Genomic DNA, 25,705 nt, shown 5'->3' on the forward strand with positions numbered 1-25,705 from the left:
TGCGGGAACCGGTTTGTTGGTCCACCCCGTGATCGTGATACAGTGGTTTCACCGACGCGGGGTGGAGCAGCTCGGTAGCTCGCTGGGCTCATAACCCAGAGGTCGCAGGTTCAAATCCTGTCCCCGCTACTCAGTAGCGAAAGGCCCGGAGGCATCAGCCTCCGGGCCTTTGCCATTCCTTGGGTCTCCGGGTGATTGACACCCCATGTGGTCCAGTCCAATCTGAGTCATGCCCATGACGGGCGGCCCCCACCGCCCGTCCTGATGCGCTGCAACTCGCATGCCAGAAACGAGAGTTGATCACGTTCTGGCTCCGTCTGTCGCTCTCCCCGACCGGGTGTCGGACGGCGTTCCTGCATCCCCACGTGACAGGAGAGAGGCACATCCGCATGCATCGCAACAACCGCAGGGCCTGGGCCGTCACGGCCGTGGCCGCCACGCTGCTCGCCGGGGCGGTGTCGCTGCTGGGAGCCCCCAGCGCGAGCGCCGGACCGGGCAACACCACCGGGGCCCCCGCCACCAGCGGCGGCATGAAGGTCGCGTACTTCGACCAGTGGTCGATCTACTCGAACGCCTTCTACCTGAAGAACGTCGACACCAACGGCATGGCCGGGAAGCTCGACTACCTGCTCTACGACTTCGCCAACATCGACCCGAACAACCTGACCTGCTTCGAGCCCAACTCGGCGGCCTCCCAGGACGAGAACAACCCGAACGCGGGCGACGGCGCGGGCGACTACTACGCCGACTACGCGAAGACCTTCGCCAACGGCAACAGCGTCGACAACACCACCGACACCTGGAACCAGCCGCTGGCGGGCAACTTCCACCAGCTCCAGGAGCTGAAGGCGAAGTACCCGAAGCTCAAGGTGCTGATGTCGATCGGCGGTTGGACGTACTCCAAGTACTTCTCCGACGTGGCCGCCACCGACGCCGCGCGCAAGAAGTTCGTCTCCTCCTGCGTCGACATGTTCATCAAGGGCAACCTGCCCGCGCAGGGCGGCTACGGCGGCCCGGGCACCGGCAAGGGCATCTTCGACGGCTTCGACATCGACTGGGAGTACCCGGGCGGCGGCGGCCACCTCGGCAACCACGCCTCGCCGAACGACAAGCAGAACTTCACCGCCCTGCTGGCCGAGTTCCGCAGCCAGCTCAACACCCAGGGCGGCGCCGACGGCAAGACCTACGCCCTGAGCGCGGCGCTCCCGGCCGGCCAGGACAAGATCCAGTACATCGAGACCGACAAGATCGGGCAGTACCTGACCTTCGCGGACCCGATGACGTACGACATGCACGGCGGCTGGGAGGCGCAGGGCCCGACCAACCACCAGACGCCGGTCTACGAGAACCCGAACGACCCGATGAACGACGTGCCGCCGGGCGACGCCAAGTACTCGATCGACGAGGCGGTCAGGGCGTACACGGTCGGCGACCCCTCGTACGGCATCCCCGGCGGGTTCCCGGCGAACAAGCTGAACATGGGCGTCCCGCTGTACTACCGCGGCTGGACGGGCGTGGCGGCGGGCGCCAACCACGGGCTGTTCCAGCCCGCCAGCGGGCCGGCCCAGGGCGCGCCGAACTCCGGCAACGTCAACGGCGTGCGGATGTACAAGGAACTGCTCGGCACGGTGGACAACCCCAACTACACCTACTGGGACCCTGCCTCGCAGGCCGCGTACTTCTACGACGGCAACAACTTCTGGTCCGGCGAGAACGCCAGGTCGATCCAGGCCAAGATGGACTACGCGCACTGCAACGGCCTCGGCGGGTCCTTCGTGTTCTCGCTGTACGACGACCCGAACGCGGCGCTGCTCAACCCGCTGATGACGGCCACCAACGGCTCGGCCGCCTCCTGCCCGGCCCCGCCGACCGGCTCGCCCAGCGCCAGCGCCTCGCCGACGAAGTCCTCCTCCCCGTCGCCGTCGACCAGCCCGTCGACGAGCCCGTCGACCTCGCCGTCCACCAGCCCGTCCTCCTCGCCCAGCTCGCCCGGCGGCATCGTCGCCAACCCGGGCCTGGAGTCCGGCGCGCTCAGCCCGTGGACCTGCGCGGGCAGCGGCGGCGCGGCGGTCAGCGGCGGCCACACCGGCTCGTACGCCCTCCAGGGCAACGTCAGCGCCGGGGACACCGCCCAGTGCCAGCAGGTGGTGACGGTCAAACCGAACACCACCTACACGCTGTCCGCCTGGGTCAAGGGCAACTACACCTACCTGGGTGTCACCGGCTCCGGCGCGGACAGCTCGACCTGGACCCCCGGCGGGAGCGCGTGGACGAAGCTGTCCACCAAGTTCACCACCGGCTCCTCGGTCACCTCGGTGACGGTCTGGGTGCATGGTTGGTACGGACAGGGTGCTTACCAGGCCGATGACTTCAGCGTCAGCTGAGCCTGCGTCAACCCTGTTTTAAGGAAGGCCCGGAGGACTCCGTCCCCCGGGCCTTCGCCCTTGCGGGCGCGCGGAGTTGATCGACTCCGGTACGATGCGTGGCCGGGGTTTGTGGGGCTCAAGTGTCGGGAAATCGACAAAGAGCCGAAGCGATCTCGCCGCGCTTCGGCCCCGCTCCGCCAAAACGGACGGAGCAGGTGTACGCGGTGTGCGGGTGATGCGACGATGGACCACGAGGGGGACGCGGCACGGCCACTGACGGGCCGTCCGCTGCGACGTGCCCCCGGGGGGACGCGCCCCCGGCCGACGGCCCGGGGCGGATGCCGCGACACTCGGGGGGAGCGGGAGTCGGCATGAAGCTCATCGGCAACAGCGGGACGGGAGAACGACTGGCGGCCGGCACCACCGCGGACACCGACACCGGCGTCCGACCCACCGACCAGTCCACCGGCAACCTGCCCGCCCAGCGCACCACCGCGGGCGGGGACGTCGACGTGACCGGGTACGGCCCGGAACGCCTGGTCCACCTGACGGCCGACCGGGTCGCCGCCGCCTCCACCCGCGACCTCGCCGACCCGGCGGACCCCGCCGACGGCACCGACGGCACCGGGGACAGCTTCGAGACCGCCCTCGCCGCCCGCGAGCAGGCCGCCCTCGAAGCCCGCCACCGCGGCTCCGCCGACGCCGGCGACCCCAACGCCGCCAGCCAGCTCGGCGCCCTCCTGCTGCGCCGCGGCGACCTGCGCGACGCCGAACCGTACCTGCGCTCCGCCGCCGCCGCGGGCCTGCGCGCCGCCGCCAACAACCTCGGCGTCCTGCTCCACCAGCAGGGCCACCGCACCGAGGCCGCCCAGTGGTGGCGCCAGGCCGCCGTCGCCGGGTCCGCCCCCGCCGCCCACGCCCTCGGCCTGCAACTGCGCGACCAGGGCGAGGAGGAGGCCGCCGAGTACTGGCTGCACTTCGCCGCCGAACAGGGCCACCCGCTCGGCGCCTACGCCCTCGGCGACCTCATGGAGCACCGCCGCGACGTCCGCGCCGAACGCTGGTTCAAGGCCGCCGCCGACTCCGGCCACCGCGAGGCCGCCTACCGCCTCGCCCGGATGCGCGAGGCCGCCGGGGACAAGGACACCGCCGAGACCTGGTACCGCACCGCCGCCGCCCGCAGCCACGCCCGCGCCGCCCTGCGCCTCGGCGTCCTGCTCGAAGCCCGCGCCGACCTCGACGAGGCCGCCCGCTGGTACCGGCAGTCCGCCCAGAACGGCGAGGCCCGCGCCGCCTGCGCCCTCGGCTTCCTGCTCCGCGACACCGGCGACCTCTCCGCCGCCGCCGAGTGGTGGCAGGAGGCCGCCGAAGCGGGCGACGGCACCGCCGCCAACGCGCTCGGCGCCCTGCACGCCGGCCGCGGCGAGAACGCCGTCGCCGAACGCTGGTACCGCGCCGCCCTCGACGCGGGCGACCACAACGGCGCCTTCAACCTCGGCCTGCTGTGCGCCGGAGCCGGCCGCGAGGCCCAGGCCGAGCAGTGGTACCGCCGCGCCGCCTACGCCGGGCACCGCGAAGCCTGCAACGCGCTCGCGATCGTCCTGCTCCAGCGCGGCGACGAGTCCGGCGCCGAACCCTGGTTCTCCAAGGCCGCCGAAGCGGGCTCCGTCGACGGCGCCTTCAACCTCGGCGTCCTGCACGCCGGCCGCGGCGAGACCCGCCAGGCCCAGGAGTGGTACGCCCGCGCCGCCGCCGAGGGCCACGGCGAGGCCGCCCTGCAACTCGCCGTCGCCCAGGAACAGCGCGGCAACCTCGCGGGCGCCCTCGAACGCTACCGGCAGGCCGCCGACGGCGGCTCCGCGGAGGGCGCCTTCCGGCTCGCCTCGCTGCTCGACCGCCGCGGCGACGCCGACACCGAGGCCGAGCACTGGTACGCGACCGCCGCCGACGCCGGACACCGCCGCGCCCAGGTCCGGATGGGCGTCCGCGCCGCGGAGCGCGGCGCCCTCCAGATCGCCGAGAGCTGGTACCGCCGCGCCGCCGAGGGCGGCAGCCGCAGCGCCGCCTTCAACCTCGGCCTGCTGCTGGCCCGCCAGGACAGCGAGGCCGAGGCCATGCTCTGGTACACCCGCGCCGCGGACGCCGGCCACGGCCGGGCCGCGCTCCGGCTCGCCCTGCTGGCCCTGCGGCGGGGCGAGGCCGTCCAGGCCGAGAACTGGTGCAAGCGCGCGGCGGAGTACGGCCCGGCGGAGGTCGCGGAACGCGCGGGGCGGCTGCTGGGGGCGCTCGACGCGGAGCTCTCCGCGTAGCGCTGCGCTCGGCGGGAATCGCACGTCAGCAAGATCGCGGGATAGTGCAAGTGCGTGTCCTGCGTCGCGATCTTGCTGTGCGTGCTGGGTCGGCCGCGCAGTTCCCCGCGCCCCTGGCGGTGCGCTTCCCGGCGGTGCGCCCTACACGCTGAGCGAGCGCAGCGCGGCCTCGTGGAGGACGCCGTTGGTGGCGACCGCGTCCGCGCCGGTGGGGCCGTCGATGCCGTCGAGGCCGGTGAAGCGGCCGCCGGCCTCCTGGACGATGACGCAGGGGGCGGCCATGTCCCAGAGGGAGAGCTCGGGTTCGGCGGCGATGTCGACGGCGCCCTCGGCGACCATCATGTAGGACCAGAAGTCGCCGAAGGCGCGGGTGCGCCAGCAGATCCGGGTGAGGTCGAGGAAGGCGTCGAGGCGGGCGCGCTCCTCCCAGCCGCTGATCGAGGAGAAGGAGAGCGAGGCGTCGGCGAGGCGGGAGACCTTGGAGACGTGGATGCGCTGGGCCTTGGCGAGGCTGCGCCCGGCGAACGCGCCGAGGCCCTTCGCGGCCCACCAGCGGCGGCCGAGCGCCGGGGCGGAGACGATGCCGACCACCGGGACGTGCTCGCCGTCGGGCTGCTCCTCCAGCAGGGCGACCAGGGTGGCCCAGACCGGGACGCCGCGGACGTAGTTCTTGGTGCCGTCGATCGGGTCGATCACCCAGCGGCGCGGCCCGGAGCCCTGGAGGCCGTACTCCTCGCCGAGCACCGCGTCGCGCGGGCGGGCCCGCTGCAGGACGGAGCGGACGAGTTCCTCGGCGGCCTTGTCGGCGTCGCTGACCGGGGTCAGGTCGGGCTTGGTCTCGATCTTGAGGTCGAGCGCCTTGAAGCGCTCCATGGTGATCGAGTCGGCCGAGTCGGCGAGGACGTGGGCGAGTCGGAGGTCGTCGTGGTAGTCGGCCATGCACGGAACCCTAGCGGACTCAGTGTCCCGAGCCGCTGAGCTGCAGACCGATCACTCCGGCGATGACCAGGGAGACGGAGACCAGCTTCAGGGTGGAGGAGGACTCGCCGAGGAAGACCATCCCGTACACCGCGGTCCCGGCCGCGCCGATGCCGGTCCACACCGCGTAGGCGCTGCCGACCGGCAGGGACTTCAGGGAGAGGGTGAGCAGCCCGAAGGAGCCCAGCGCGAAGAGCGCGAAGCTGATGGTGGGCCAGAGCTTGGTGAAGCCGTGGCTGAGCTTGAGGTTGACCGCGAATCCCGTTTCCAGCAGACCGGCGAGGATCACCATGGCCCATGCCATCGGGTTGACTCCCTGTCAGGTAGGAAGGTGTGACCTTCCTATCGTTACCCAGCGAATCGGCCCCAGCGACTCGTGATCGCGCCGAATCTCAGTCCCCCTCGGAGGCCTCCCTGGTGGCCAGCAGGCGGCGCAGCGAGTAGAGCCGGGCCGGGTCGGCACGGCCGTCGGCGACCCAGGCGTCCAGCGCGCAGTCCGGCTCGTCGTGCGAGCAGGCGCGCGGGCAGTCCTCGGTGCCGGGCTCCAGGTCGGGGAAGGCGTGGATGACCCGGGACGGGTCGATGTGGGACAGGCCGAAGGAGCGGAAGCCCGGGGTGTCGATCACCCAGCCGGGGTCGAGCGCCTTCTTCGAACCCGGCTTGGCGCCGGGCGGCGGCGGCAGCCGCAGGGCCAGCGCCGAGACGGTGGTGTGCCGCCCGCGGCCGGTGACCGCGTTGACCCGGCCGGTGCTCCGCCGGTGCTCCGGCACGAGCGCGTTGACCAGGGTGGTCTTCCCGACGCCGGAGTGCCCGATGAACACGGTGGTGCGCCCCCGCAGGTGCGCCCGGACGGCCTCGGCGCCGGCCGTCCCCAGCTCGTCCGCCCGGGTCACCACGTAGTCGATGCCGAGCGCCGCGTACGACTCCAGCAGCGCGTCGGCCGGCGCCAGGTCCGACTTGGTGAGCACCAGCAGCGGCTCCATCCCGGCGTCGTACGCGGCCACCAGGCAGCGGTCGATCAGCCGGGGCCGCGGCTCGGGGTTGGCCAGCGCGGTCACGATGGCCATCTGCTGGGCGTTGGCGACCACGATCCGCTCGTACGGGTCGTCGTCGTCCGCGGTGCGGCGCAGCACCGAGCTGCGCTCCTCGACCCGGACGATCCGGGCCAGGGTGTCCGGCTCGCCGGACAGGTCGCCGACCACGCTGACGGTGTCGCCCACGACCACGCCCTTGCGGCCCAGCTCGCGGGACTTCATGGCGACGACCTGGCGCTCGTCCTTCGTACCGCCGTCGACCAGGCAGGTCATCCGGCCCCGGTCCACGGTGAGGATCATCGCCTCGGCGGCGTCCTCGTGCTTGGGCCGGATCCGGGTGCGGGGGCGGGAGCCCCGGCGGCCCGGGCGGCTGCGGATGTCGTCCTCGTCGGCGTTCTTGTCGTAGCGGCGCATGCTGTCCTTCCCCCGTCAGCCGCGGCCGAGGAGGTCGGCCCACATCTGCGGGAAGTCCGGCAGGGTCTTGGCCGTGGTCGCCACGTTCTCCACCAGCACGCCGTCGACCGCCAGGCCCAGGACGGCCGCCGCGGTGGCCAGCCGGTGGTCCTCGTAGGTGCGGAAGACGCCGCCGTGCAGCGGGCGGGGCCGGATCCGCAGGCCGTCCTCGGTCTCCGAGACGTCGCCGCCCAGGGCGTTGACCTCCCGGGCCAGCGCGGCCAGCCGGTCGGTCTCGTGCAGGCGCAGGTGCGCGATGCCGTACAGGTGCGACTCGGAGTCGGCCAGCGCCGCCACCGCGGCGATCACCGGCGTCAGCTCGCCGACGTCGTGCAGGTCCGCCTCGATGCCGTGGACCTTGCCGGTGCCGGTGAACCGCAGCCCGTCGTCCGTGAACTCGCAGGAGCCGCCCATCGCGGTGTAGATCTCGCGCAGCTGGTCGCCCGGCTGGTACGTGTGCTTCGGCCAGTCCCGGACGGTCACCCGGCCGCCGGTGACCAGCGCCGCGGCGAAGAACGGGGCCGCGTTCGACAGGTCCGGCTCGACCACCAGGTCGCGGCCGATCAGCGCGCCCGGGGTGACCCGCCAGACGTCCTTCTCGCCGCCGTCCTCCGGCGCGTCGACCTGGCCGCCCGCCTTGCGGACCATGTCCACGGTCATCCGGATGTGCGGCAGCGAGGGCACCGGCCCGCCGGTGTTGCGGATCTCCACACCGTGGTTGAACCGGGCGCCGGAGAGCAGCAGCGCCGAGATGAACTGCGAGGAGGACGAGGCGTCCACCTCCACCGCGCCGCCGTCCAGCGCGCCCGCGCCGTGCACGGTCAGCGGGAAGCCGCCCCGGCCGCCGTCCTCGATCCGGGCGCCCAGCGCGCGCAGCGCGTCGATCACGCCGTGCTGCGGGCGCTCGTGGCTGCGCGGGTCGCCGTCGAAGTGCACCGGGCCGTCCGCCAGGGTCGCCAGCGGCGGCAGGAAGCGCATCACCGTCCCCGCGTTGCCCACGTCCACCTGCGCCGGACCGCGCAGCCGCTCGGCCGGGATGACCCGCCAGGCCTCGCCGCCGCCGGTGCCGCCGGACGCCGCGTTCACCGTCTCCTCGACCGTCACGCCCAGCGCCCGCAGGCCGTCCGCCATCAACTGCGAGTCGCGGCTGCGCAGCGGGCGGCGCACCCAGCCCGGGCCGTCCGCGAGGGCGGCCAGCACCAGCGCGCGGTTGGTCGCGGACTTCGAGCCGGGGATGGTCACGGTCGCGTCCACGGCGGCGGTGGCGACGGGAGCGGGCCAGAGGGAGTCGGTCATGGCGCCAGTCTATGAGGCGCACCGCCGCTACCGGGGCAGCAGCCAGGCCGCCCCGAGCCCCAGGCAGGCCAGCGCCACCGCCAGGAACACCACCACCCACAGCGCCCCCGGCACGCCCGTCAGCCGCGCCAGCTGGTCCGCGTCCGAGCCGGGCGCGCCGCCGCGCCGCCGGGTCACCCACAGCTCCAGCATCGGGCGCACCCCCGCCAGCAGCAGGAACCACACCCCCAGGTAGGCGAACGCCCCCTGCCATTCGGCCGTCCCGTACCAGGACACCGCGACGAACGCCCCGCCGGTGACCAGCACCGCCGCCACCCCGAACAGGTTGCGCAGCGTCAGCAGCATCGCCGCCAGCAGCGCGATGCCGATCCACAGCAGCGCGGTGATCCGCCCCGCCGCGAGCAGCGCCGCCCCGCCCAGGCCCAGCAGCGAGGGCGCCGGGTACCCGGCCGCGGCGGTCAGCACCATGCCCGGGCCGGTCGGCCGCCCGGAGGAGACGGTCAGCCCCGAGGTGTCCGAGTGCAGCCGGATCCCGGACAGCCGCCGCCTGGTCAGCAGCGCCGTCAGCCCGTGCCCGCCCTCGTGCGCGATCGTCACCACGGTGCGGGTCCACGTCCACACCGGGCGCACCGCCACCGCCAGGAGCGCCGCCGCCGCCGTGCCCCACACCAGCCAGTGCGGAGGGTCCGGCTGTACGGCCGTCACCCGGTCCCACAGTTGCGCGAAGTCCATCGCCGCCGACCTCCGATCACCGTCGCTTCCCCCGCCCGGGGCGGGCAGCCTCCCACGGGAGGACGGGTCGCCGGTAGCCGGTGGTTCTGGTCCGCCGCGCTCTGGCAAGCTGGGCCCCATGTGCGGACGCTTCGCCTCCTCCACCGACCCCGCCGAGCTGGTCCGCCTGTTCGGCGTCCAGCAGTGGGACCCGACCGAGACGATCGCCCCCAGCTGGAACGTCGCCCCCACCGCCCGGACGTACGCCGTCCTCGACCGGGCCCCGCGCGGGCAGCGCCGCCCCGTCCGCCAACTGCACGTCCTGCGCTGGGGCCTGGTGCCCGGCTGGGCGGGCAGCGCCGAGACCGCGGTCAAGATGATCAACGCCCGGGCGGAGACCGTCCACGAGAAGCCCGCCTACCGCCAGGCCTACGCCTCCCGGCGCTGCCTGATACCCGTCGACGGCTACTACGAGTGGCAGACCGCCCCCACCGACGACGTCTCCCGCCCGCCCCGCCGCCCCTACTTCGTGCACCGCGCCGACGGCGCCCCGCTCGCCCTCGCCGGGCTGTACGAGTTCTGGCGCGACCGCGAGCGCCCCGGCGGCCACCCCGAGGCCTGGCTGGTCACCTGCACCATCGTCACCACCGCCGCCGAACCCCTGCTCGCCCCCGTCCACGAGCGGATGCCCCTCTACCTCGGCCCCGACCGCTGGGACGCCTGGCTCGACCCGCACGCCGAGACCGCCGACCTCACCCCGCCCCCGCCCGGCGACCTGCGCATCCACGCCGTCCCCGACGAGGTCGGCAGGATCCGCAACAACCACCCCGGCCTGACCCGGCCGCTCACCGAGGACGACCGCACCACGCTGTTCTGAGACCGCGCCCCGGGGGCGCCCTCCGGGCGGGCTGCACCGGGGCCGTGGGGGACGCGTCCTCCGGGGGCCGCGGTGGCGGGGCGGTGCCCCTCTATACGCTCTGCGGCATGCAGCGGATCGTCGACACCCCTGCCGGGGACGCCCGGCTCCACTGGTTCCGGGCCGTCGGGCCGCGGGCCGTCCTGCTCCTCGGGCACGGGGCGGGCGGCGGCGTCGAGGCGCAGGACCTGCGGGCGCTCGCGGCCGCGCTGCCGGCCGTCGGGGTCAGCGTGGTGCTGGCCGAGCAGCCCTGGCGGGTGGCCGGGCGGAAGCTGGCCCCCGCCCCGGCCGCGCTCGACGCCTGCTGGCCCGCGCAGTTCGCCGCCGCGGCCGAGGAGGGCCTGCCGGTCTACGCGGGGGGCCGCAGCGCGGGCGCCCGGGTCGCCTGCCGGACCTCCGCGGCGCTCGGCGCGGCGGGCGTCCTGGCGCTGGCCTTCCCGCTGCACCCGCCGGGCAGGCCGGAGCGGACCCGGGCGGACGAGCTGCTCGGCACCGCCCTGCCCACGCTGGTCGTCCAGGGCGGCGCCGACACCTTCGGCACCCCGTCCGAGTTCCCGGCGCTCCCGGACGGCCACCGCCTGGTGGAGGTCCCGCACGCCTCGCACGGCTTCAAGGTCCCGAAGCGGGCCCCGCTGACCCAGGAGGCCGCCCTGGAGCTGGTCACCGCCGCGGTCGCCGACTGGATTCCGCGGTCCGGCGGGTGAGTCGCGCCCCGGGGCGGTGCCCCGGGAATGCGGGGGCGGTCCGCGGGGTTGCACGAGGCGTCAGAACATGCCCCCGGTGGAAAGGCAGCGTCCATGGGTTCGATCGCGTGCCGCGAGCGGCCGGAAGAGCGGGCTGCGCAGTCTGCGCTCCTGCCCGATTGGTCGGAGTGGGTTGTCGCGGGCGAGAAGCCGGTCAGCCCGATATCCTCGCTTGCGGGTCGGCCCGAGGTGGGCCGTGTGCAGGTTTCCGAGGAGGTGGGTCCGGTCGTCGGGACCGATGACGCGGCCGTGTCGGGCGCTGCTGGCGCCGACCAGGGCCGACCGGAGGGCGAACAGCTCACCGGCGACGAACTGGCCGAGGCGATCGGCGAGGACACCTTCCGGGTGTCCGAGAACGAGAGCGAGGAGGCCAGGCGCGAGCGCTTCGAGCGCGACGCGCTCGGCTTCCTGGAGCCGATGTACTCGGCGGCGCTGCGGATGACCCGCAACCCGGCCGATGCGGAGGACCTGCTCCAGGAGGCGTTCGCCAAGGCGTACGCGTCGTTCCACCAGTTCCGCGAGGGCACCAACCTCAAGGCCTGGCTGTACCGCATCCTCACCAACACGTTCATCAACTCGTACCGCAAGAAGCAGCGCGAACCCCAGCGCACCGCGGCCGAGGAGATCGAGGACTGGCAGCTGGCGCGCGCCGAGTCGCACATGTCGACCGGCCTGCGGTCGGCCGAGACGCAGGCGCTCGACCACCTGCCGGACAGCGACGTGAAGGACGCGCTGCAGGCGATCCCGGAGGAATTCCGGATCGCGGTGTACCTCGCGGACGTCGAGGGCTTTGCGTACAAGGAGATCGCGGACATCATGGGTACACCCATCGGTACGGTGATGTCCCGACTGCACCGTGGCCGCCGTCAGTTGCGCGGCATGCTGGAGGACTACGCCCGCGAGCGGGGGCTGGTCCCGGCCGGTACCGGCGCAGGGCAGGAAGCGAAGGGCACGGGCTCATGAGCTGCGGAGATCCGCACGAGACCGAGTGCGGCGAGGTGCTCGACCACCTCTACGAGTTCCTCGACAACGAGATGGCCGAGGGCGACTGCGCCAAGCTGCGGGTGCACTTCGACGAGTGCTCGCCCTGCTTGGAGAAGTACGGCCTGGAGCAGGCGATCAAGGCGCTGATCAAGCGCTCCTGCGGGTGCGACGACACCCCGACCGACCTGCGGGCCAAGGTGCTGGCCCGGATCGACTCGATCCGCACCCAGCGGTCCGGGGAGGTGGACACCTCGGTGATAGAGGTGTCCGCGGTGAGCGTGGAGGTGACGGTCGAGGGGGCGGCCGGGCACGGCTCGGCGGTCGCGACCGCCGAGTAGCGCTCACCCGATCGGGTGAGCTGTCGCTGCTCCGGCTGCGGTGATGCGCGATCGTGCGCCGCGTCCGTCCGGGCGGGCCCTATTCTCTGACGAGTCCTCACGTCGGAGGGCCCGGGACGGGCGGGGGAGGCCGAGATCGCCAGCGAGAGCGAACGCGAGCACCGCGCCGTCCTGCCGGGGCGGGCCTTGGGCTACCTGGCCGTCGTCCTGGTGGCCGCGTTCGCGGTGCTGCTGCCGCTGGCCGTGACCGGGCCGCGGCCGGACTGGCCGCGGATCGGGCTGCTGGCCCTGCTGCACCTGTGCCTGGAGTCGCTGGCGCAGGGCGCCCGCACCCCGTGCGCCCGGGTCTGGCGCTGGCTGCGCGGCCGCGGCGTCGACGAGGGCGCGGCCGACCCGCGGGGCAGCGGTTTCTTCCCGGTGCTGTTCGCGGGCGTGCTGATGCTGCCGCCCGCCGCGGCGGCGCTGGTCGCACTGCCGGGGGCGCTGCTCGGGCCCGCCGCGCACCCGCGCGGGCTGCGCCGGGTGTGGAACGCCGCCCAGTTGGCGCTGGCCGCGGCCGCCGCCGCGGAGGTGTTCCGGCTGCTCGGCGGGGCCCGGCTGCTGCTCGGCACCCGCTTCCCCGGGGCGGCGTACGGCGCGCTGGCCGCGATCCTGACGTTCTGCCTGGTCAACGGCGTCCTGGTGGCCGGGATGATCCGGCTGAGCTGCGGCACCGCGGGCCCGGGCGCGCTGCGCGGGCTGCGCCGGGCCGCACCCGCGGCGCTGCTGCACGGCGCGGGCGGGCTGATGATCGCCGTGCTGTGGCAGGGCCCGTACGGGGCGTTCGCCGCGGTGCTCGGGCTGCTGCCGCTGACCATCACCGCCTGGCTGTCCGCGCAGGGCCACCGCGAGCGGGCCGCGCACCGGGCCACCGTGCAGGCACTGGTCCAGGCCGTGGAGATCAAGGACGCGTACACCCGCGGCCACAGCGAACGGGTCGGCCGGGCCTCGGTGCTGATCGCCCGCCAGCTCGGCCTGGCCGAGGACCGGGTGCGCACCCTGCACTTCGCCGGGACGCTGCACGACGTCGGCAAGCTCGCCGTGGCCACCGAACTGCTGCGCCGCAACGGGCCGCTGACCGACGCGGAGCGGCGCGCGGTGGAGGTGCACCCGGTGTTCGGGCACGAGCTGGTGCGGCAGCTGGACTTCCTCGGCGAGGGCCGGGACGGCATCCTGCACCACCACGAGCGGATGGACGGCCGCGGCTACCCGTACGGGCTGGCGGGGGAGCGGATCCCCGAGTTCGCCCGGATCATCTCGGTCGCGGACGCCTTCGACTCGATGACCTCGACCCGTTCCTACCGGCGCGGCCGCCCCGTCCCGGAGGCGGTGGCCGAACTGGAGCGGTGCGCGGGCAGCCAGTTCGACCCGGTGATGGTCACGGCGCTGGTCGCGGCCGTCGCCGAGCACGGCTGGCAGCCCGAGCCGCCGCCGCCCGGCGGCTGGGACGGCGAGGTGCCCGACATCCCGCTGGGCGTGCCCGAACCGGCCCGGCTGCCGCAGCAGTCCGGCACCGGCCTGCCGACCGGGGGAGCGGCGTGAGCACCCGCCGCCGACCGGTCCCGGCCGACCTGCTGCTGGCCGCGGCCGTCGCGCTCGGCGCCGCGGGCCTGCTGCACGCCCTCGCCGACGGCGTCGCCCAGCGCGGCGTGGCGCTGGCCTTCGCCGGGCTGGTCGCGCTCGGCCAGTGCGCCGGGCCCGCGCTGCCCGGCGACCGCGAGCCCGCGCCGGTCGCCACCGCCGTCGCGCTCGCGTACGCGCTGCTCGGCCCGCTGCACGGGCTGCCCACCACGCACGGGGTGCTGCAGGTGGTGGCCGTCACCGCGGGCGGCACGCTGGTCGGCCTGGCCGTGCAGCGCACCGGGCAGGCGGCGCTGGCCGCGGCCCGGCACCGGCCGCGCGCGGGGCGCCGGACGGCGCCCCGCCCGGCCGGGCGCCCGCGGCCGCGCACCCTCCCCGCCGGTCAGCCCTTCGACGCGGCGGCCCGGCGGCTGGTCACCGTCGGGTTCGCCGCGCTGCTGTTCCAGCCGCTGTACAACGCGGGCGTCACCGACCGGCTGCCCGGCCCCGCGTACGGGGGCCTGCTGGCGGGGGTGGCGGCGCTGGCCGCGCTGGGCGACGCGGTGCTGGCGGCCGCCCAGCAGTGCACCAGGACCGGGCTGCGGTACGCCGCCGCACTGGACGACCAGCTGCACGCGCTGCTCGGCATCGGTTCGGCGCAGGTCGCCACCGGGCTGCTGCTGAGCCTGCTCGCCGGGGAGGCCGGGCTGTGGGCGCTGCCGGTGTTCTGCCTGCCGCTGCTGCTGGCGCAGGCCTCGTTCCGGCGGGCGGTCGCGGTGCGGGCCACCACCGGGCAGACCATCGAGACGCTGGCCCGGGCCACCGAGATCGCCGGGTACACCACCCCCGGGCACGCCCGCCGGGTCGCCGACACGGCGTGCGCGCTGGGGCGCGAACTCGGGCTCGGCAGCCGGGAACTGACGCTGCTGGAGTACGCCGCGCTGATGCACGACATCGGGCAGCTGTCGCTGGTCGAGCCGGTGCCGGGCGGGGCGACGGCGCTGCTGCCGGAGGGCGAGCAGCAGCGGATCGCCCGGCTGGGCAGCGAGGTGATCCAGCGCACCGGGGTGCCCCGGCAGGTGTGGCAGCAGGTCGCCCGGCTGGCCGACCCGTGCCGCCTCGCCGACGGCCGGCACGACCCGACGCTGCCGCTGGCCTCCCGGATCATCCGGGTCGCCAACGCCCACGACGACCTGCGCACCGCCGCCGCCGACCGCCCCCGGGCGGGAGCCCCGGGCGCGCTGGACCCGCTGGAGCACCTGCGGCTGGACGCCGGGCACGGCTACGACCCGGTGGTGCTGGACGCGCTGGCCCGGCTCGGCCGCCGCGGCCACCGGGCGGCGGCTCCCCGCCGGGCCGCGGGCCGCCCGGCGGCCTGAATGGCCGCGCGGGGCGCGCGGCCGGGGGCGGGCGTGGTTGGATGCGGTCGTGGCGGGAAGACCCGGAGGCGGGGCGACCCGGTGACGACCGACGGCAAGGGACCAACGTGAGGATCTTCCACCGCGCACGGCACCGTCCGTCGGCGACCTGGCGGCAGACCACCGACCGTGCGTTCACGCTGATCGGCGACGGCCGCTACGAGGACGCCGGGGCGCTGCTGGTGATGGCCGCGGACCTGGAGCCGTGGCTGTCCGACTCCTGGTTCAACCTGGCGCTGCTGCACAAGTTCCGCCGCGACTGGGAGCAGGCCCGCTCGGCCGGCCTGCGCGCCGTCGCGCTGCTCGACCGCCAGCACGGCGCCCCGGACTGGTGGAACCTCGGCATCACCGCCACCGCCCTGCAGGACTGGCCGCTGGCCCGCCGGGCCTGGCAGGCGTACGGGCTGCGGCTGCCCGGCGGGCCCGCGCTGAACGGGCCGATCGAGCTCGACCTGGGCACCACCCCCGTGCGGCTGTCCCCGGACGGCGAGTCCGAGGTGGTGTGGGGGCGGCGGCTGGACCCGGCCCGGATCGAGGTGCTGTCCATCCCGCTGCCGTCCTCCGGCCGCCGCTGGGGCGAGGTGGTGCTGCACGACGGTGCCCCGCACGGCGAGCGGGTCGCCGACGGCGTCGCCTACCCGGTCTTCGACGAGATCGAGCTGTGGGCGCCCTCGCCGGTGCCGACCTGGGTGGTGCTGCTGCAGGCCGCGACCGCCGCGGACCGGGACGCGCTGGAGAAGACGGTCGCCGACGCCGGGTACGCGGCGGAGGACTGGACGTCCTCGGTGCGGCTGCTGTGCCGCACCTGCTCGGAGTCCCGGATGGCCATCGACGACGGCCACACCGCCCACCACGACCCGCACGACGACGGCGACCCGCTGCACCCCGGCCACCTCAGCCACCTCAGCCAGGGCTCGGCGGGCGGCCCCTGGCAGGTCGAGCGCGAGTGCGGGATCGCCGCGCCCGCGGGCCTGGTCCGGTCGCTGCTGGAGCGCTGGGCCGCGGCCTCCCCGGGGACCCGCGCCTACCGGGACCTCGAAGAGGTCTGCTGACCGCCGCCGGGCCGCGCCCCGTACCCTGGACCGGTACACCAGGCGGATGCGGACGAAAGCGGAACCGAGCGATGGCCGAGCAGCACGACCACGAGCACGACCACGGACACGACCACGCGCACGAGGACACCGAGCCCCAGCGGGTGGTCGGCGAGGAGCCCGACCTGTCCAAGGGCACCGCGCGTCCGATCACCGTGGTCGGCAACCCGGTGCTGCACCGCGAGGTGCGGACCGTCACCGCCTTCGACGGCGAGCTGTCCGCGCTGATCGACGACATGTTCCAGTCGATGTACGCGGCGGAGGGCGTGGGCCTGGCCGCGAACCAGATCGGCGTGGACCTGAAGGTGTTCGTCTACGACTGCCCCGACGACGAGGGCGTCCGGCACATCGGGCACGTGGTCAACCCGGTGCTGGAGGAGCTGCCTGCCGGCCGCCGGGTGCTGGACGACGGCCAGGAGGGCTGCCTGTCCGTCCCGACCGCGTACCAGGAGCTGGCCCGCCCCGACTACGCGGCCGTCACCGGCCAGGACAAGGACGGCAACCCCGTCCGGGTCGAGGGCACCGGCTTCTTCGCCCGCTGCCTGCAGCACGAGACCGACCACCTGTACGGGTACCTGTACATCGACCGGCTCTCCAAGCGCGACCGCAAGGACGCGCTGCGGCAGATGGCCGACGGCACCCCGAAGTACGCGACCGTCCCGAACGACTGACGGGCGCGCACGGCGGAGGGCCGCACCCCCGAGGGGGGGCGGCCCTCCGCCGTGCGGCGGGGCGGCCTAGAACTCGTCGTCGAAGGAGACCGAGCCCTCGACGGCGATCTGGTAGGCGGAGACCCGGCGCTCGAAGAAGTTGGTCAGCTCCTGCACGTTCTGCAGCTCCATGAAGCCGAACGGGTTGGTGGAGCCGTACCGGACCGGGAGGCCGAGGCGGGCCAGGCGCTGGTCGGCGACGGCCTGGAGGTACTCGCGCATCGACTCGGTGTTCATGCCGGGCAGGCCCTCGCCGCACAGGTCGCGGGCGAACTGGAGCTCGGCCTCGACGGCCTCCTCCAGCATCTCGGTGACCTGCCGGGCCATCTTGTCGTCGAAGAGGTCGGGCTCCTCCGCGCGGACGGTGTCGACCACCGAGAACGCGAAGTCCATGTGCATCGACTCGTCGCGGAACACCCAGTTGGTGCCGGTCGCCAGGCCGTGCAGCAGGCCGCGGCTGCGGAACCAGTACACGTACGCGAACGCGCCGTAGAAGAACAGGCCCTCGACGCAGGCCGCGAAGCAGATCAGGTTGAGCAGGAAGGCCCGGCGGTCCTCCTTGGTCTGCAGCGACTCGATGTGGTCGACCGCGTTCATGTACTTGAAGCAGAACTGCGCCTTCTGCGCGATGGAGGGGATGTTCTCCACCGCCGCGAAGGCCGCGTTGCGGTCCTCCGGGTCGGGCAGGTAGGTGTCCAGCAGCGTCAGGTAGAACTGGACGTGCACGGCCTCCTCGAACAGCTGCCGCGACAGGTAGAGGCGGGCCTCGGGGGAGTTGATGTGCTTGTAGAGGCTCAGCACCACGTTGTTCGCGACGATCGAGTCACCGGTGGCGAAGAACGCGACCAGCCGCCCGATCATGTGCCGCTCGCCCTCGGAGAGCTTCGCGAGGTCGGCGACGTCGGAGTGCAGGTCCACCTCCTCCACCGTCCAGGTGTTCTTGATCGCGTCCCGGTACCGGTCGTAGAACGACGGGTAGCGCATCGGGCGCAGGGTCAGCTCGAAGCCCGGGTCGAGCAGCATCTTCTTCTGGTCTTCGGAGCTCATTACTGGCAGGCCTCGCAGGACTCGGGGTTCTCCAGCGAGCAGGCGATGGCGTCCTGCTCGGCCTGGGAGAGGGCGGGGGACTGCACCGGGACGGGGGCGGCGGTGCGGGCGGCTCCGGGCGCGGCCTGGGCGATCCGGGTCGCCGGGCGGGAGCGCAGGTAGTAGGTGGTCTTCAGACCGACCTTCCAGGCGTAGGAGTACATCGAGGAGAGCTTGCCGATGGTCGGCGCCGCCATGAACAGGTTCAGCGACTGGCTCTGGTCGACGTACGGCTGCCGGGCGGCGGCCAGGTCGATCAGCGCGCGCTGCGGCAGCTCCCACGCCGTGCGGTACAGCGAACGGACCTCCTGCGGCAGCCAGTTGAACTCCTGGATGGAGCCGTTGGCGTCGCGCAGCGCGTCCCGGGTCTGCTGGTCCCAGACGCCGAGCTCCTTGAGCTCGCGCACCAGGTACGGGTTGACCTGGAGGAACTCGCCGGAGAGGGTCTCGCGCTTGAACAGGTTGGAGACCTGCGGCTCGATGCACTCGTACACGCCCGCGATGGACGCGATGGTCGCGGTCGGGGCGATCGCCAGCAGCAGCGAGTTGCGCAGGCCGACCTCGGCGATCCGCTCGCGCAGCGCGTCCCAGCGGCCGGTCCACTGCGGGTTCGCGGACTCGAAGTGGTCGACGTGCAGCTGGCCGCGGGCGGCCCGGGTCTCGCCGTACGCCTCGTGGCGGCCGAACTGCTCGGCCAGGTCGGCGGAGCGCTCGTACGCGGTGAGCATGATGCGCTCGGCGATCAGGGTGGAGAGGGCCTTCGCCTCGGCGGAGTCGAAGTCGATCCGCAGCTGGAAGAAGACGTCCTGCAGGCCCATCACGCCCAGGCCGACCGGGCGCCAGCGGGAGTTGGACGTCCCGGCCTCGGTGGTCGGGTAGAAGTTGATGTCGATCACGCGGTCGAGGAAGGTCACCGCGGTGCGGACGGTGGCGTCCAGGCGGTCCCAGTCCATCGCGCCCGCCAGGTCGGCGGCGGTGGCGCCGGGGGCGACGTGCGCGCCCAGGTTGACCGAGCCGAGGTTGCAGACCGCGGTCTCCGAGTCGTCGGTGACCTCCAGGATCTCGGTGCACAGGTTCGAGGAGTGCACCGTGCGGCCCGGCAGCGCGGTCTGGTTGGCGGCCCGATTGGAGGCGTCCTTGAAGGTCATCCAGCCGTTGCCGGTCTGCGCCAGGGTGCGCATCATCCGGGCGTACAGGGTCTGCGCGGGGATGGTGCGCACCGCCTTGCCCGCCAGCTCGGCCTTCACGTACGCCTCGTCGAACTCGGCGCCCCACAGGTCGACCAGCTCCGGCACGTCCGCCGGGGAGAACAGCGACCAGTCGGCGTTGGCGTTGACCCGGCGCATGAACTCGTCCGGGATCCAGTGGGCCAGGTTCAGGTTGTGGGTGCGCCGGGCCTCCTCGCCGGTGTTGTCGCGGAGCTCCAGGAACTCCTCGATGTCGGCGTGCCAGGTCTCCAGGTACACGCAGGCCGCGCCCTTGCGCCGGCCGCCCTGGTTGACCGCCGCCACGGAGGAGTCCAGGGTGCGCAGGAACGGCACGATGCCGTTCGACTTGCCGTTGGTGCCGCGGATCAGCGAACCGCGCGAGCGGATCCGCGAGTAGGACAGGCCGATGCCGCCCGCGTGCTTGGACAGCCGGGCGATCTGGGCGTACCGGTTGTAGATCGAGTCCAGGTTGTCCAGCGGCGAGTCCAGCAGGTAGCAGGAGGACATCTGCGGGTGCCGGGTGCCGGAGTTGAACAGCGTCGGCGAGCTGGTCAGGTACTCCAGGCGGCTCATCAGGGTGTACAGCTCGGCGACCTCGCGCACCGACTCCTCGGTGGTGCCGACCGCCAGGCCCGCCGCCACGCGGAGCAGGAAGTGCTGCGGGGTCTCCACCACCTTGCGGGTGATCGGGTGGCGCAGCAGGTAGCGGGACTGCACGGTGCGCAGGCCGAAGTACTCGAAGCGGTCGTCGCCCGCCTCGTCGATCAGCGAGTCGAACAGGGCGGCGTGCTCGGCCACGAACGCGGCGGTGGCGTCGCCGATCAGGCCCTCGGCGTGGCCCACGGCCACCGAGGAGGAGAACGAGGTGACCTGCTGGGTGGCGGCCTCGTCGCGGATCTCCAGCGCCAGCAGGCGGGCGGCCAGCTTCGAGTACTGCGGGTCCTCGGCGATCATCGACGCGGCGGCCTCCACGGCCAGCCCGCGCAGCTCGGCGAAGTCCGAACCGGCGTGGCGGCCGCGCAGCGCGGCGGCGGCGACGTGGCCGGGGTCCACCTGGGGGAGGTCGGTGCTGCGGTCGGTGAGCAGCCGGAGCAGCGCCGCACCCGGGTCGGTGAAGGCGCTGGGGGCACCTCCCGGCCGAAGGCTGGGGGAGGATCCCTGGGACGGCAGGGTGACTGAGGCGGCGACGGTCAAGGCGCACTCTCTCCTGTGGCGGCGGACGTGGCTCTCTGGTGTCCGGCACCGCACGCGGCCAGGGGGAGGCGGCACGAAGGAACGACGACGCGTTCCGGCGCGCGGAAGACCCACCCCCGGTCCGCCCGCGAGACCGGACGGCAAAGCTGTGCTGCATGGCGTCTGCGGGGATGCCGTGTCGCACACCGTCAGCAGGTCCTCGGACTGCGCGGGCGTCGCTGCAGCCCGCTCACCGTTGCGGGGCAGCCCCGGACTCTCACCGGGTTCCCCTGCGTCGACAGCGAGAGTGAGCATACATGTAGTGGCGGCTGGAGCTGGAAGCACCAGATGTAGTAGCGCGTGTCGCGTCGGCGGCGCCGCGCGTAGACAACGGAAACGGGCCGCACGGCCCCTGAGGGACCGTCGGCACCGTGCCCGCCACTGTCGGGGGCGGCCCCGGCGAAGCGGGCGACCGAGGGGGAGAACGGGGAACGGGGCGGGGATGTTTCCGATCGGCCGGAGAAAAACCGGGGAGTCCGCCCGGACGGCCCCGGGACCTCAGAAGCGCATCGTGTAGACCAGCAGGTCCGTGCCGGGGGCGGGCGACCAGTCCCGCTCGGGCGCGCGGACGAAGCCCAGGGCGTCGTAGACCCGGTGCGCGGCGGTCATCGCCGGGCGGGTGGAGAACGCCATCCCGGCCAGCCCCAGCTCCCGGCTGCGGCCGACCGCCGCCGTCACCAGCGCCCGGCCGACACCGCGGCCGCGGGCCGCCGCGCCGACCGCCAGCATCCGGATCTCGCCCTCGCCGGGCCGGGCGACGTCCGCCCACGCGGTGCCGCCCGGCGCGAAGGTCACGCAGCCGAGCACCGCTCCGGCGCCGTCGACGGCGACCAGGAGTTCGGCCTCCCGGTTGCGGCGGGCGGCGTCGCGCAGGAGGTCGGTGTACGGCGAGCCGGGGCGGGTGTGGCCGTCGCCGACGAAGGCCTCGACGCTGACCTCCCCGGCTCCGGCGAGGTCGCGGCCGAGGGCGCGGCGGACGGTCGGGGGCTGCATCCGGACAGTGTGCCGGACGGGCTGCGGCGCCGGTCCGCCAGGTCCGGGTCGAACGGGTAGCCGGTCGGGCGGTGCGCGTTGTCGCGGCCGTGGCGGCCGTTGCGGTCCAGGTCGCGGCCGACCAGGACGCCGAGGAGTCCGAAACTGCCGATGAGGCCCAGCAGGGCGAGCGCGGTGGTCATGCCTCCACTGTGCTGCGGCCGGGCGGCCGGAACGAGTGGCAGGAACGCACCATTGCCACGAAATCCTGCCAGTGCCATCCTGTCGGCATGCGGAAGCTGGACAACGTCGTCGTCGTGGTGCTGGAAGAGGTCCACCCCTTCGAACTGGGCGTGGCCTGCGAGGTGTTCGGGCTGGACCGGAGCGAATCCGGCCTGCCGGTCTACGACTTCGCCCTGGTCGGCGACCGCCCCGGGCCGATGCGCACCCACGCGGGCTTCACCGTCGACGTCCCGCACGGCCCCGAGCGGATCGCCGAGGCCGACCTGGTGATCGCCACCGCCACCGGCGTCCGCGCGCACTACCCCGAGGAGCTCTGCGCGGCGCTCCGGACCGCCCACGACCGCGGGGCCCACCTGCTGTCGATCTGCTCCGGCAGCTTCCTGCTCGGCGCGGCCGGACTGCTCGACGGCCGCCGCTGCACCACCCACTGGCGCCACGCCGCGCTGATGGCCGAGCGCTTCCCGCTGACCACCGTCGAACCCGACGTGCTGTACGTCGACGACCACCCCGTCATCACCTCGGCCGGCACCGCCGCGGGCATCGACGCCTGCCTGCACCTGGTCCGCAAGGTGCAGGGCGCCGAGGTGGCCCGGGAGATCGCCCGCCGGATGGTGGTCGCCCCGCACCGCGACGGCGGGCAGGCCCAGTTCATCAACCGCCCGCTGCCCGAGGCCGACGGCGAGTCGCTGGCCGGGGTGCTGGAGTGGATGCGCCGCCACCTCGACCGGGACACCGGCGTCGAGCAGCTCGCCCGGCTCGCCCACATGTCGCCGCGCACCTTCGCCCGCCGCTTCCGGCAGGAGACCGGCACCACCCCGCACCGCTGGCTCACCGGCCAGCGGGTGCTGCTCGCCCAGCGCCTGCTGGAGTCCACCGCGCAGAGCGTGGACGCGGTCGCCGCCCGCTGCGGCTTCGGCAACGCCGCCGCGCTGCGGCACCACTTCGCCCGCCGGCTCGGCACCACCCCGCAGGCCTACCGGCGGGCGTTCGGCGGCCCGCGGCCCGCCGAACGGCACCTGGACGCCTGACCCCGCGCGGGCGGGGCGGGGCGGGAGGTCAGTCGGGCGGGCGGTCAGTCGGGCGGCAGGCGGCGCCCGGTGCGCGGCCGGTCAGGTCGACAGGTGGCCGGTCTGGTTCCAGCCGGCCGGCCGCAGCCGCCCCTCGCGGGCCCGCCAGACGCTGGTCGAGCAGTTCGCCACCGGGTCCAGCGCCAGCAGCTCCTGCTCGCCGAGGCGGTCCAGCACGTGCCGCAGCATCAGCACCGTGCAGTCGTGCGCGACCAGCAGCACCGGCCGTCCGGCCTCCTCCTCGCCCAGGTCGCGCAGCAGGTCGCGGACCCGCAGCGCCACGTCCAGCCAGGACTCGCCGCCCGGCGGCCGGTAGTACAGCTCGCCCATCCGCCGCCGCCGCTCGGCCTCCGCCGGGTGGTCGCGCTCGATCGCGGCCTTGGTGAGCATCTCCAGCACGCCCAGTTCGCGGTCCCGCAGCCGCTCGTCGTAGCGGACGGCCAGGCCCACCGGCACCGCGCCCAGCCCGGACGCCTGGGCCAGCGCGATCCGGGCGGTCTCCGCGGTGCGCAGGTACGGGGAGCACCACACCGAGCGGGGCCGCTCGGCGGGCGGCCGCTCGGCCCACCAGCGGCCCAGGTCGCGGGCCTGGTCCTGGCCGTGCAGGGAGAGCGGGATGTCGGCGTCCCGGCAGGTGATCGGGACGGACAGCGCCCCGCTGGCGTCCGCGTGCCGGAACTCCACGTTGGCGGTCGACTCGCCGTGCCGGGTGGCGACCAGCACGGAGGGCAGCCGCCGCGCCCCCTCCGGCTGCTCGGCCTCGGGGCGGTGCCCGTTGCGTACCGTGGTGAGGTCGGTCATGGCGGTGGCTCCCCGTGGTCGGTGCGTGCGGTGGGTGTCGTCTCTCCCGGTCTCTCCGGCGAACGGCCAGTCATAACGGACGACCGCGCCGCCACCCCAGTGTCGATCGGGGCGACGGCGCGACCACAGGGCGCACGGCGCGATCGTGCGCGCCCCTGGTGCGTCAGTGCGCCGCCGCGGGCTGCGGGGCGCGCTCCACGGTCCCGTCGCCGGCCTCCGCGGAGTAGTCGGCGCGGGCGGTCTCGTCGGCGCCCTCGGGGGCCCTCAGGGCCCGCAGGGCCGGCGTCAGGACCGCGGCGACGGCCAGGTTCAGCACGAACGCGGTCAGGCCGACGTAGCCGGTCTCGCCGAGGCCGGGGACCTCCGCGCTGTTCCCGCCGAAGTGCTTGGTGGCGGGGGAGGCGATGCCCCAGGCCGTCCACGTCCCGTAGGCCATCCCGACCGCCCAGCCCGCGAGCAGCGCCCAGCGGTGGAACCAGCGGGTGAACAGGCCCGCGACCAGGGCGAGCGCGGTCTGCAGGATCCACAGCCCGCCCAGCAGCTGGAAGTTGATCGCGGCCTGCTTGTCCATCACCAGCACGAACGCCAGCGCGCCGACCTTCACCAGCAGCGAGGCGAGCTTCGCCACCCGGGTCTCCTCGGCCGGGGTGGCGTCCGGCTTCAGGAACTCCCGGTACACGTTGCGGGTGAACAGGTTCGCCGCCGCGATCGACATGATCGCCGCCGGGACGAGCGCCCCGATCCCGATCGCCGCGAACGCCACCCCCGTGAACCAGGACGGGAACATCTGCGCGAACAGCTGCGGCACCGCCAGCTGGCTGTTGAAGCCCGGCACGCCCGCGCCCACCCCCGCCGCGATCGCCAGGAACCCCAGCAGCGCCAGCAGCCCCAGCACCAGCGAGTACGCGGGCAGGATCGCCATGTTCCGGCGCACCGTGCCGCGCGACCCGGACGCCAGCACGCCCGTCACCGTGTGCGGGTACATGAACAGCGCCAGCGCCGAGCCGAACGCCAGCGTCGCGTACGTCCACTGCCCCGGGGCGCCCAGCAGCAGCGAGCCGCCCGGCCCCCCGTGCGGCCCCGGCGCCGCGAACTTCCGCGCCGCCGCCGCGAACACGCTCCCGTAGCCGCCCAGCCGCAGCGGGATGTAGACCACCGCCACGACGATCACCACGTACACCAGCGCGTCCTTGACGAACGCGATCAGCGCCGGGGCCCGCAGTCCCGCCGAGTAGGTGTACGCGGCCAGCACGCCGAAGGCGACGAACAGCGGCAGGTCCCGGACGAACCAGTTGCCGCTGCCGCCCACCCCCAGGGTGTCCAGCACGGCCTGGATGCCGACCAGTTGCAGCGCGATGTACGGCATGGTGGCCAGGATCCCGGTCAGCGCCACCGCCACCGACAGGCCGCGCGAACCGTAGCGCCCGCGCACGAAGTCCGCCGGGGTCACGTAGCCGTGCACCCGCGACACCGACCACAGCCGGGGCAGGAACAGGAACACCAGCGGGTACGCGATCACCGTGTACGGCACCGCGAAGAACCCCGCCGCCCCCACCGCGTACACCGCCGCGGGCACCGCGACGAAGGTGTACGCGGTGTACAGGTCGCCGCCGAGCAGGAACCAGGTCACCCAGGTGCCGAAGTTCCGCCCGCCCAGGCCCCACTCGTGCAGGTGCGCGGCGTCCTCGGCGCGGCGCCAGCGCGAGGCCAGGAAGCCCATCACCGTCACCAGGACGAAGAACAGCAGGAACACCGCCGTCGCGGTCCCGTCCGCGTGCCTCACGCCCGGCCCCCGTCCTTCGGGGCGGGCAGCACCGGCACCCCGGCGGAGGCCCGGCGCACCGCCTCGTCCCGCCGCACCAGCAGGTACGCGGTGCCGGTGAACAGCGCCGACACCGGCACCCACAGCAGCTGGTACCAGTAGAAGAACGGGATCCCGCCCAGGGCGGGGGCGAGCCTGTTGTAGGACGGCACCCACAGCATCACCACGACCGGCACCAGCAGGCACAGCCCGGCCAGCACCCGGGCGGCGGAGACCGCGGGAGGCGCGCCGGCGGCGGGCGCGTGGGGGGACGGGGACGGCACGGGGCGGCTCCGGGGGACGACGGGGAGTCACCTCGGCGGCACCCCCGGTGATCGGAAGGTCCCT

Annotated in this window: 22 protein-coding genes, 1 tRNA gene and 1 riboswitch; of the genes, 12 read left to right on the forward strand and 11 right to left on the reverse strand. The window is 74.1% G+C overall.

The window, feature by feature from the left end; translation table 11 throughout:
* Window positions 1-55 precede the first annotated feature (55 nt).
* From OO57_RS07320 to OO57_RS07330, 3 genes are all read left to right on the forward strand, one after another.
* Window positions 56-129 (forward strand) — tRNA-Met (locus OO57_RS07320).
* Window positions 130-389: 260 nt separating this feature from the next.
* Window positions 390-2,384, forward strand: a complete 1,995-nt coding sequence (locus OO57_RS07325) for a glycosyl hydrolase family 18 protein (protein WP_033251474.1) — start codon at window positions 390-392, stop codon at window positions 2,382-2,384.
* A gap of 353 nt (window positions 2,385-2,737) precedes the next feature.
* Window positions 2,738-4,675 carry a tetratricopeptide repeat protein gene (locus OO57_RS07330; RefSeq protein ID WP_033251475.1) on the forward strand — a complete coding sequence of 646 codons (1,938 nt, stop codon included), beginning with the start codon at window positions 2,738-2,740 and terminating at the stop codon, window positions 4,673-4,675.
* A 141-nt stretch (window positions 4,676-4,816) separates the two neighbouring features.
* Here OO57_RS07330 and hisN read toward each other — a convergent pair whose 3' ends face one another.
* From hisN to OO57_RS07355, 5 genes are all read right to left on the reverse strand, one after another.
* The gene (hisN, locus tag OO57_RS07335) at window positions 4,817-5,614 is read right to left on the reverse strand and encodes a histidinol-phosphatase (protein WP_033251476.1); all 798 of its coding nucleotides are present in this window, start codon (window positions 5,612-5,614) and stop codon (window positions 4,817-4,819) included.
* A gap of 19 nt (window positions 5,615-5,633) precedes the next feature.
* The gene (locus tag OO57_RS07340) at window positions 5,634-5,957 is read right to left on the reverse strand and encodes a DMT family transporter (RefSeq protein WP_033251477.1); all 324 of its coding nucleotides are present in this window, start codon (window positions 5,955-5,957) and stop codon (window positions 5,634-5,636) included.
* A gap of 88 nt (window positions 5,958-6,045) precedes the next feature.
* Window positions 6,046-7,101 (reverse strand): ribosome small subunit-dependent GTPase A, encoded by a 1,056-nt coding sequence (gene rsgA / locus OO57_RS07345; RefSeq protein WP_033251478.1) that lies wholly within the window; start codon window positions 7,099-7,101, stop codon window positions 6,046-6,048.
* Between the two features lie 15 nt (window positions 7,102-7,116).
* On the reverse strand, window positions 7,117-8,436 hold the full coding sequence (gene aroA, locus OO57_RS07350) for a 3-phosphoshikimate 1-carboxyvinyltransferase (protein ID WP_033251479.1): 1,320 nt from the start codon (window positions 8,434-8,436) through the stop codon (window positions 7,117-7,119).
* 27 nt (window positions 8,437-8,463) lie between these two features.
* Window positions 8,464-9,168 carry a M50 family metallopeptidase gene (locus OO57_RS07355; protein WP_033251480.1) on the reverse strand — a complete coding sequence of 235 codons (705 nt, stop codon included), beginning with the start codon at window positions 9,166-9,168 and terminating at the stop codon, window positions 8,464-8,466.
* A gap of 118 nt (window positions 9,169-9,286) precedes the next feature.
* Between OO57_RS07355 and OO57_RS07360 the strand changes: the two genes are divergently transcribed.
* The 8 genes from OO57_RS07360 (at window position 9,287) to def (ending at window position 16,907) form a co-directional block, all read left to right on the forward strand.
* Complete coding sequence (locus OO57_RS07360; RefSeq protein WP_033251481.1) at window positions 9,287-10,024, forward strand: SOS response-associated peptidase; 738 nt, start codon at window positions 9,287-9,289, stop codon at window positions 10,022-10,024.
* Between the two features lie 107 nt (window positions 10,025-10,131).
* On the forward strand, window positions 10,132-10,767 hold the full coding sequence (locus tag OO57_RS07365) for an alpha/beta family hydrolase (protein WP_033251482.1): 636 nt from the start codon (window positions 10,132-10,134) through the stop codon (window positions 10,765-10,767).
* Between the two features lie 288 nt (window positions 10,768-11,055).
* Entirely contained in the window at window positions 11,056-11,769 is a 714-nt protein-coding gene (locus OO57_RS46695) for a sigma-70 family RNA polymerase sigma factor (protein ID WP_081973515.1), read from the forward strand.
* Complete coding sequence (gene rsrA, locus OO57_RS07375) at window positions 11,766-12,128, forward strand: mycothiol system anti-sigma-R factor (protein ID WP_033251483.1); 363 nt, start codon at window positions 11,766-11,768, stop codon at window positions 12,126-12,128. Before OO57_RS46695 ends, rsrA begins: the two co-directional genes overlap by 4 nt.
* Window positions 12,129-12,314: 186 nt before the next feature.
* Complete coding sequence (locus OO57_RS07380; RefSeq protein ID WP_033251484.1) at window positions 12,315-13,709, forward strand: HD-GYP domain-containing protein; 1,395 nt, start codon at window positions 12,315-12,317, stop codon at window positions 13,707-13,709.
* Window positions 13,706-15,106, forward strand: a complete 1,401-nt coding sequence (locus tag OO57_RS07385; RefSeq protein WP_051776805.1) for an HD-GYP domain-containing protein — start codon at window positions 13,706-13,708, stop codon at window positions 15,104-15,106. Before OO57_RS07380 ends, OO57_RS07385 begins: the two co-directional genes overlap by 4 nt.
* A 107-nt stretch (window positions 15,107-15,213) precedes the next feature.
* Window positions 15,214-16,197 carry a tetratricopeptide repeat protein gene (locus OO57_RS07390; protein WP_033251485.1) on the forward strand — a complete coding sequence of 328 codons (984 nt, stop codon included), beginning with the start codon at window positions 15,214-15,216 and terminating at the stop codon, window positions 16,195-16,197.
* A gap of 71 nt (window positions 16,198-16,268) precedes the next feature.
* A complete protein-coding gene (def, locus tag OO57_RS07395; protein ID WP_033251486.1) occupies window positions 16,269-16,907 on the forward strand; it encodes a peptide deformylase in 639 nt (212 codons plus the stop codon).
* Window positions 16,908-16,973: 66 nt separating this feature from the next.
* On the opposite strand, the gene OO57_RS07400 is transcribed toward def, so the two are convergent.
* From OO57_RS07400 to OO57_RS07410, 3 genes are all read right to left on the reverse strand, one after another.
* A complete protein-coding gene (locus OO57_RS07400) occupies window positions 16,974-17,993 on the reverse strand; it encodes a ribonucleotide-diphosphate reductase subunit beta (RefSeq protein ID WP_033251487.1) in 1,020 nt (339 codons plus the stop codon).
* Window positions 17,993-20,335 (reverse strand): ribonucleoside-diphosphate reductase subunit alpha, encoded by a 2,343-nt coding sequence (locus tag OO57_RS07405; RefSeq protein WP_234337255.1) that lies wholly within the window; start codon window positions 20,333-20,335, stop codon window positions 17,993-17,995. The genes OO57_RS07400 and OO57_RS07405 overlap by 1 nt, the downstream gene beginning before the upstream one ends.
* A gap of 271 nt (window positions 20,336-20,606) precedes the next feature.
* A riboswitch (cobalamin riboswitch) is annotated at window positions 20,607-20,745 on the reverse strand.
* A gap of 226 nt (window positions 20,746-20,971) precedes the next feature.
* The gene (locus OO57_RS07410) at window positions 20,972-21,466 is read right to left on the reverse strand and encodes a GNAT family N-acetyltransferase (protein ID WP_033251489.1); all 495 of its coding nucleotides are present in this window, start codon (window positions 21,464-21,466) and stop codon (window positions 20,972-20,974) included.
* Window positions 21,467-21,735: 269 nt separating this feature from the next.
* Here OO57_RS07410 and OO57_RS07415 point away from each other — a divergent pair, with 269 nt between their 5' ends.
* Window positions 21,736-22,716, forward strand: a complete 981-nt coding sequence (locus OO57_RS07415; protein ID WP_033251490.1) for a helix-turn-helix domain-containing protein — start codon at window positions 21,736-21,738, stop codon at window positions 22,714-22,716.
* A gap of 81 nt (window positions 22,717-22,797) precedes the next feature.
* Here OO57_RS07415 and OO57_RS07420 read toward each other — a convergent pair whose 3' ends face one another.
* The 3 genes from OO57_RS07420 to OO57_RS39205 form a co-directional block, all read right to left on the reverse strand.
* Window positions 22,798-23,556, reverse strand: a complete 759-nt coding sequence (locus tag OO57_RS07420) for a histidine phosphatase family protein (RefSeq protein WP_051776807.1) — start codon at window positions 23,554-23,556, stop codon at window positions 22,798-22,800.
* A gap of 163 nt (window positions 23,557-23,719) precedes the next feature.
* Window positions 23,720-25,339: a monocarboxylate uptake permease MctP gene (gene mctP, locus OO57_RS07425; protein ID WP_033251491.1), complete on the reverse strand. Its 1,620-nt coding sequence runs from the start codon at window positions 25,337-25,339 to the stop codon at window positions 23,720-23,722.
* Window positions 25,336-25,641 (reverse strand): DUF3311 domain-containing protein, encoded by a 306-nt coding sequence (locus OO57_RS39205; protein ID WP_051776809.1) that lies wholly within the window; start codon window positions 25,639-25,641, stop codon window positions 25,336-25,338. The genes mctP and OO57_RS39205 overlap by 4 nt, the downstream gene beginning before the upstream one ends.
* Window positions 25,642-25,705: the final 64 nt, after the last annotated feature.

It is taken from the genome of Kitasatospora phosalacinea (assembly GCF_000717185.1).
In the GTDB taxonomy this organism is placed as follows: domain Bacteria; phylum Actinomycetota; class Actinomycetes; order Streptomycetales; family Streptomycetaceae; genus Kitasatospora; species Kitasatospora phosalacinea_A.

What these genes read in the sequence shown, in the direction of transcription:
- OO57_RS07325 (WP_033251474.1), top strand. Translation starts at nt 390, where the DNA reads ATGCATCGCAACAACCGCAGGGCCTGGGCCGTCACGGCCGTGGCCGCC.
- OO57_RS07330 (WP_033251475.1), top strand. Translation starts at nt 2,738, where the DNA reads ATGAAGCTCATCGGCAACAGCGGGACGGGAGAACGACTGGCGGCCGGC.
- hisN (WP_033251476.1), bottom strand. Translation starts at nt 5,614, where the DNA reads ATGGCCGACTACCACGACGACCTCCGACTCGCCCACGTCCTCGCCGAC.
- OO57_RS07340 (WP_033251477.1), bottom strand. Translation starts at nt 5,957, where the DNA reads ATGGCATGGGCCATGGTGATCCTCGCCGGTCTGCTGGAAACGGGATTC.
- rsgA (WP_033251478.1), bottom strand. Translation starts at nt 7,101, where the DNA reads ATGCGCCGCTACGACAAGAACGCCGACGAGGACGACATCCGCAGCCGC.
- aroA (WP_033251479.1), bottom strand. Translation starts at nt 8,436, where the DNA reads ATGACCGACTCCCTCTGGCCCGCTCCCGTCGCCACCGCCGCCGTGGAC.
- OO57_RS07355 (WP_033251480.1), bottom strand. Translation starts at nt 9,168, where the DNA reads ATGGACTTCGCGCAACTGTGGGACCGGGTGACGGCCGTACAGCCGGAC.
- OO57_RS07360 (WP_033251481.1), top strand. Translation starts at nt 9,287, where the DNA reads ATGTGCGGACGCTTCGCCTCCTCCACCGACCCCGCCGAGCTGGTCCGC.
- OO57_RS07365 (WP_033251482.1), top strand. Translation starts at nt 10,132, where the DNA reads ATGCAGCGGATCGTCGACACCCCTGCCGGGGACGCCCGGCTCCACTGG.
- rsrA (WP_033251483.1), top strand. Translation starts at nt 11,766, where the DNA reads ATGAGCTGCGGAGATCCGCACGAGACCGAGTGCGGCGAGGTGCTCGAC.
- def (WP_033251486.1), top strand. Translation starts at nt 16,269, where the DNA reads ATGGCCGAGCAGCACGACCACGAGCACGACCACGGACACGACCACGCG.
- OO57_RS07400 (WP_033251487.1), bottom strand. Translation starts at nt 17,993, where the DNA reads ATGAGCTCCGAAGACCAGAAGAAGATGCTGCTCGACCCGGGCTTCGAG.
- OO57_RS07410 (WP_033251489.1), bottom strand. Translation starts at nt 21,466, where the DNA reads ATGCAGCCCCCGACCGTCCGCCGCGCCCTCGGCCGCGACCTCGCCGGA.
- OO57_RS07415 (WP_033251490.1), top strand. Translation starts at nt 21,736, where the DNA reads ATGCGGAAGCTGGACAACGTCGTCGTCGTGGTGCTGGAAGAGGTCCAC.
- OO57_RS07420 (WP_051776807.1), bottom strand. Translation starts at nt 23,556, where the DNA reads ATGACCGACCTCACCACGGTACGCAACGGGCACCGCCCCGAGGCCGAG.